This is a genomic window from Pseudoalteromonas sp. TAE56 (genome assembly GCF_000497955.1).
In the GTDB taxonomy this organism is placed as follows: domain Bacteria; phylum Pseudomonadota; class Gammaproteobacteria; order Enterobacterales; family Alteromonadaceae; genus Pseudoalteromonas.
The window spans coordinates 1-6845 of record NZ_AUTN01000037.1 but is presented as its reverse complement, the minus strand read 5'-3'; the positions used below and the strand labels follow the sequence as shown (position 1 = coordinate 6845).

The following is a 6845-nucleotide window of genomic DNA, read 5'->3' as shown; positions in this document are numbered from 1 at the left end:
TAGCCGATGGCGCAAGTGCTGTGTCGTACTCTTTTTCTGCCCATGGCGAGCACTTTTTAATATTAGACAGCTTAGGCTTTTTAAATGTATTTAGCGCACACGACCATGATGGCGAAATGCATTGGGAGCTTGAAGGCCAAGTTGATATTACCGAACAAGATGTATCAACCATGCCCGAGGGTATGAGCTTTAGCATGACAGTGGCGCAAAATGGTCAGTTTGCTTATGTAGCCGACCCGATTGCTCAGCACGTTATGCAAGTACACTTAGAAGACTTAGAAATTGAAAGTGAGGTTGAGCTTACTTTTGCCCCAAGTGCAATTACTTGGCTGGGTATTGCGCAAGAGAAAGACGATCACGACCATTAATTTAAAACTAGCACTTTAAAAACCCGTAATTAGATTTACTAATTACGGGTTTTTTACAGCTATTTATTTAGCTCTATTGTTACTTACGGCGCCAGCCACTCCATACATCATCTATATCATCGGCTTTATTTTTTTTCTTTTTCTTGCCTGTGCCTTCTGGTTTTGCCATTGGCTTTTCATTTTTAAGCGCCTGTGCAGCATCAAGGTTAGCTTGGTTTACAGCAAAGCCTGTAACCTCTTCACGCTCTAAGCGTAGTTTGTTTTTCTTCTCGATAATTTTAAAGTGATGAAAGTCTTCATAATCAATTAACGATAACGCTAAACCAACTTCACCAGCACGGCCGCTTCGGCCAATACGGTGCATATAATCAGAAGGGCTGCGTGGTAGGTTAAAGTTTATTACCACTGGCAGCTTCTCAATATCTAAACCACGTGCAGCAATATCGGTTGCGATAAGTACTTCGATTTCGCCCGCTTTAAATTTTTCTATTACGCGAGTACGCTCACTTTGGCCTTTATCGCCATGGAAAACTTGTGCATTAACACCGCGCTTTTCAAGTTTACTAGCTAAATGCTCACAGTCTTTTTTCGCGTTCACAAAAATCAGCGCTTGGCGCCATTTATGCATTTTAATTAAATGTGCTAAAACTGTGGTTTTTTCACCTTTGTTTACGGTAAAAACACGCTGTACTAAGGTGCTTTCATCTTTGTTTTGTACTTGTATTTCAACAGGGTCGCTTAATAGATCTTGCGTTAATAGCTTAACTTGCTCAGGGAAAGTTGCTGAAAACAACATGGTTTGTTTTTTAGCAGGCATTAACGCTAAAAGCTCAGCAAGCTCTTCAGTAAAACCAAGGCTTAGCATGCGGTCGGCTTCATCAAGCACAAGCGTATTTAGTTTATCGAGCTTAATAGCATTGCTTGAGATTAAATCGAGTAAACGTCCTGGTGTTGCCACTATAATATCAGCACCGCCACGAAGAGCCTGCATTTGTGTATTAACCGACACACCACCAAACACAGCTACTGTTTTAATCGCGCCATTAAAGTTTGCAGAGTACGATTTAACACTATCGGCCACTTGCGTAGCAAGCTCACGGGTAGGTACCAAAATAAGCCCCGTTACAAAGTTACCTTTGCTCGCTGCTTTTTTAGAGCCCTGCTCTAAAAATAGCTTTTGTAGCATAGGCAAAGCAAATGTAGCTGTTTTACCTGAGCCAGTATTCGCCCCCGCAATTAAATCACTGCCCGCAAGCACACAAGGTATAGCCTTAGCTTGAATTGGCGTAGGCTGGGTATATTCCAAATCGGTTAAACGAGCTAATAGCTCTGGAATAAGGCCAAGTTCGGTAAACGTGCTAGGGCTTGTGGCTGAGGTCATAAAAGTTATGGGCTTATTGCTAAAAAAGTAGCCTGCAATTTTAGCGTATTTAGCGCTTATTAAGTAGGGGTTAGTGATTTAAATGTTTTTTATAGGTAACAGCTGCGTGTTGTAAAGGTAACTGTAAGCGCAGGCTACCCCCCGCGCTTTGCCCTTTTATATTACTGGGTTTTATTTAACTGCGTTTGCAATCTACTTTTAGTCTCTTTTAAGGCATTTAAATAGGGGTATGTGGTATCTGCAACATTTAAAGCAGCCTCTATTTTAATAAGTGCTTGTTGTATATTACCTTTTAATTCATAGCCATAACCTAACCCCCATAGTGCATCAACAGATTGTGGGTGATGCTTAACATTATGCTTAAATACTGCCAAAGCACGCTCATATTGCTGCATATTTACTAGGTTGTAACCAAGTTGCCTAACAGCCGCCTCTGGAGGTGTTATTTGCTCCCCCCATTGCTGAGATAACTTTTTATAATAAACATCAATAGATTCTATATCATCGCTTAAAGCACTCATTGGCATTTGTTTGGGTAAAAACAAATTATGGTAGGCATTAAATACCCCTGCAGCCGATGTTAAGTTATGCGATACATTATCAAATGCATCACTGAAAAAGCGTAAATTTGGCAAGCTATTAGATTGCAAAGCTTGCTGCAGCTCATTATATCGTTCACGCATTAAGCCAGCTTCTTCGCCAATATTTATATAAACATAGTTATTCAGATCTTTTGATTTATTGATAAACGACTTAGTCGCTTTTACTGATGCGCCATAGTTCCACCAAACGGCAGGGCTGTAAGCAATGTGTGCTTGGAAAAGCTCAGGGTTAACTTGCATTGTATAAAGCGAAAATACGCCTGCCGCAGACGCTCCTGCGATCACATTATAATTGTGCGTACGGTAACTTTTATTAATTAAAGGCATAAGTTCTTGCTCAATAAATGCTAAAAACTTTGCTGCACCACCGCCTTCACCTACCGGGCCTTGTGGCTCTTTATTAACTGTGGGGTATAAATCTCTTAAGCGATTGGTGTTTTCAATAGCGACAATAATAACCTCAGGCGCACGATTATTATTTTTCAGTCGATCCATTACAGCACTTATAAGCGGTATGTTACCCGCGCCATCTAGGCGATAAATAACTGGATAAACTTTGTTTGGATTAGCTTGGTAACTCTTTGGAAGTTGAACTACAACGGTACGTAGCTCATTTAAAATTGCTGAATTGATAGTATGTGTTTGTTGCGTATAGTTAATGGTTTGCTGTTTTAAATCAGGCTCTGCTAGTGTGTTATTAGAACAAACTATAAATAAGCTACATATAAAAATAGCAGTTGATAAACGCATAGCTAACCCTTTAGAAAGTAGTGTGTTATTTAATCTAACAGGCTTTGAGGTACAAAAAAAGGCGCATTGAGCGCCTTTTTAGTTTTAACTAATAAATAATAACTTATTGATTTTACTCAACCGTAACCGATTTAGCCAAGTTACGAGGTTGATCAACGTCAGTACCTTTAATTACCGCTACGTAGTACGACAGTAACTGTAATGGCAGTGTGTAAACAATTGGCGCAATTATGTCGTCAGTGTGGTTTACGTTGATTACACGCATTGTGTCGTCTGACTCAAAGTGTGAATCTTTATCTGCGAATACATAAATAATGCCGCCACGTGCGCGTACTTCTTCTACGTTTGATTTAAGCTTTTCTAATAGCTCATTGTTTGGTGCTACAACAATAATTGGCATGTCGGCATCAATAAGTGCGAGTGGGCCATGTTTTAGCTCGCCCGCTGCGTAGGCTTCTGCATGAATATACGAAATTTCTTTAAGCTTAAGCGCACCTTCCATTGCAATTGGGTATTGTGAGCCACGACCTAAAAACAATGAGTGGTGCTTGTCGGCAAACTCTTCTGCAAGATCTGCAATACCATCAGCGAGTAATAATGTTTCCTCTAGCTTAGCTGGAAGTACTTTAATTGCATTTACAATTGCGCTTTGATCAAGGCCTTTTTCTTGCGCGATAGACGCTGTAAGCATTAACAAACCAACTAGTTGCGTAGTAAATGCTTTAGTAGATGCTACGCCAATTTCAGCGCCCGCTTTAGTCATAAAGGCTAGGTCTGATTCGCGTACAAGCGATGAACCAGGTACGTTACAAATAGTCATTGAAGCCATGTAACCTTGCTCTTTAGCTAGGCGTAACGCAGCTAGCGTATCGGCAGTTTCACCCGATTGAGAAATAGTAACAAGTAGGCTATTTTCATGTACAAACGACTGACGGTATCTAAATTCAGAAGCTATTTCTACATTACAGCTAACACCCGCAAATTGCTCAAGCCAGTAACGTGCAACCATACCTGAATGGTAAGACGTACCACAGGCAATAATTTGCACGTGTTTTACATCTTTAAATATTTGCTGAGCGCTGTCGCCAAAGGCATCAATTGCTACGCGGTCGTCGTTTAAACGCCCTTCAAGCGTATTACGTACTGCAAGTGGTTGCTCGTAAATTTCTTTTAGCATGTAGTGACGGTAATCGCCTTTACCTGATGCATCTTGCGTAATGTTTGATTCAATCACTTCACGCTCAACTGCGTTGCCGTCTGCATCAAAAATTTCTACTGTGTCACGTGTAATACGCGCTACGTCGCCTTCTTCTAAAAAGATGAAGCTACGAGTAACAGGTAGTAGTGCTAACTGATCAGACGCAATAAAGTTTTCGCCAAGGCCTAAACCAATAACAAGAGGGCTACCTGAGCGCGCTACAATGATTTCGTTGTCGTTCGCTTTATCAAATACAACAGTACCAAACGCACCTTCAAACTGCTTAACAGCTGCTTGTACTGCTGCAAGTAACGTTGCGTGTTGCTTACGAAGCTTATGAATTAAGTGCACCATTACTTCGGTATCCGTTTCAGATAGGAACTCGTAGCCCTCTTCTTTAAGCGATGCGCGTAAGCTTGCGTGGTTTTCAATAATACCGTTGTGCACAAGTGCTAACTGGTTGTTTGATACATGTGGGTGAGCATTTGCTTCTGTAACGCTACCGTGTGTTGCCCAGCGTGTGTGTGCAATGCCTGTATGACCACTAACGCCAGCTTTTTCTAGCGCAGCTTCTACGTTAACCACTTTACCTACTGCTTTAACAGTATTTAATGTATTGCCATCAAGCAATGCTACGCCTGCTGAGTCGTAACCACGGTATTCAAGACGCTTAAGGCCTTCAACTAAAATTTTGTTTACTGGACGTTCTGCAACTGCCCCAACTATTCCACACATAGTGTCTCCATTAATTTTTTAAATACTTGCTACTCAGTAGCTACTGTATAATCTCTGCGCAAATTAGTTTTACACCACACGCCTCAATTGCTTTGCGTTTATCGTCTGCTAAGCCATTGTCGGTTATTAATGTGGTTACTATTTTCCACGGTAATTCTAAATTTGGTATTTTTCGGCCAATCTTATCTGATTCAACCATTACAATGACTTCACGAGCCGCTTCTGCCATTACTTGGCTCAAACCAACTAACTCATTAAAGGTTGTTGTGCCACGTTTTACATCTATACCATCAGCACCAATAAAGAGCTGATCGAAGTCGTAAGAGCATAATACATTTTCGGCAACTTGCCCCTGAAACGACTCAGAATGCGGATCCCAGGTTCCACCGGTCATCAAAAGTGTTGGCTCGTTCTCGAGTGCTAATAAACGACTAGCGACTTTAATCGCATTGGTCATAACAACGAGCCCACGTTTATTGGCAAGTTCAGGGATCATCGCTGCTGTAGTGCGTCCGCTATCAATAATAATGCGATTATGATCGTTTATAAGTGAGGCTGCCGCTTTTGCTATTGCTACTTTGCGCTTTGAATCTACTTCATCGCTAACAATTTCTTTAGGTAGTGCAATAGCACCACCGTAGCGGCGAAGTAATAAGCCACTTTTTTCAAGCGAGGTTAAATCTTTTCGAATGGTTACTTCTGATGTTTGAAACTGCTCAGCTAGCTTTTCAACAACTACTTCACCTAGTTCATTAACCTGAACCAGTATATTGTGACGACGCTGTTGTGTGTTTCGTTTAGTCATAAAGCTCGTGAATTAAGTTTCGTTTCGAAAGTTATGCGATTTTAAACGAAACAACCTAAATGGCAAGTGAACGAGCAAAAAAAACACAGTTTTATTCTAATAATAATAAAACTAAAAGTACGGTAAGCTATAACTAATTAAGTTATAAAGATAAATACAATGCAGTCATTTAACAGTATCAGTAAAGATTACTTAGCACAGCGAAAGCAAGCAGGTGAAACCTGCCGTTTATTTAATAAGAGCCCAAGTAAAGGCAACTTAAAACGTATCAAAGAGTTATTTTTAAAGTCGGGTGATGGTGTAATTATCGAATCAGGTTTTCATTGTGATTACGGTAATCAAATCGTTATTGGTGATCGTACTTTTATTAATATTAATTGCACACTTCTTGACTCGCCATTAGCCAATAACTCAATCACCATTGGTGATGACTGCTTAATAGGTCCGAACGTTCAGTTTTTAGCTGTATCACATGCTACTAATCCAGTAGAAAGGCTTAATAAAGAAAACTTTGCAGCACCTATCGCGTTAGGCAATAACGTATGGGTTGGCGCAGGTGTAATTATTTTAGCGGGTGTAAGTATTGGTGAAAATAGTATTGTGGGTGCGGGTGCTGTGGTTACTAAAAATGTAGTGCCTAATACTGTAGTAGCGGGTAACCCAGCTCGTGAAGTAAGAACACTGTAGATATTCTCGATGTGATTTTAGCGTCAGGAGTCACTACGCTCGCTCGCCCTACGTGATGGATGTTGATATGAGTGTGTATTAATTGCGCGTATTTTACTTTTCTGCAGACGTAAAAAAGCCCGACTCTTTCGAATCGGGCTTTCTACAATTTGAAGTCGGTGCGCTACGCAGTAGAATGTCGTAGTGCCCACAGCGGTGGAGAGCCACATAGCAAATGCTACACTATCATCGGTAGAAGCTTTGGTTTCACTACTGAGTTCGGCATGGGCTCTTGGCTATTTACTAAATCCCAGACAGCAAAAAACCCGTCACATTTCTG

At 40.8% G+C, this 6845-nt stretch carries 5 protein-coding genes and 1 pseudogene; 2 read left to right on the top strand and 4 right to left on the bottom strand.

All coding sequences use genetic code 11. The features are described 5' to 3' along the window. Window positions 1-368, top strand: a pseudogene (locus L656_RS0101325) (5-methyltetrahydrofolate--homocysteine methyltransferase); the annotation flags it as partial. A 79-nt stretch (window positions 369-447) separates the two neighbouring features. Here L656_RS0101325 and L656_RS0101320 read toward each other — a convergent pair. From L656_RS0101320 to L656_RS0101305, 4 genes are all read right to left on the bottom strand, one after another. Continuing rightward, window positions 448-1749, bottom strand: a complete 1302-nt coding sequence (locus L656_RS0101320; protein WP_024597900.1) for a DEAD/DEAH box helicase — start codon at window positions 1747-1749, stop codon at window positions 448-450. Between the two features lie 161 nt (window positions 1750-1910). Continuing rightward, complete coding sequence (locus L656_RS0101315) at window positions 1911-3101, bottom strand: alpha/beta hydrolase-fold protein (protein ID WP_024597899.1); 1191 nt, start codon at window positions 3099-3101, stop codon at window positions 1911-1913. A gap of 112 nt (window positions 3102-3213) precedes the next feature. Further along, complete coding sequence (gene glmS / locus L656_RS0101310; RefSeq protein WP_024597898.1) at window positions 3214-5034, bottom strand: glutamine--fructose-6-phosphate transaminase (isomerizing); 1821 nt, start codon at window positions 5032-5034, stop codon at window positions 3214-3216. A gap of 40 nt (window positions 5035-5074) precedes the next feature. Beyond that, window positions 5075-5839, bottom strand: coding sequence for a DeoR/GlpR family DNA-binding transcription regulator (locus L656_RS0101305; protein WP_024597897.1), 765 nt, complete (start codon window positions 5837-5839; stop codon window positions 5075-5077). A gap of 159 nt (window positions 5840-5998) precedes the next feature. Here L656_RS0101305 and L656_RS0101300 point away from each other — a divergent pair, with 159 nt between their 5' ends. Continuing rightward, window positions 5999-6526: a sugar O-acetyltransferase gene (locus tag L656_RS0101300; protein WP_024597896.1), complete on the top strand. Its 528-nt coding sequence runs from the start codon at window positions 5999-6001 to the stop codon at window positions 6524-6526. Window positions 6527-6845 lie beyond the last annotated feature (319 nt).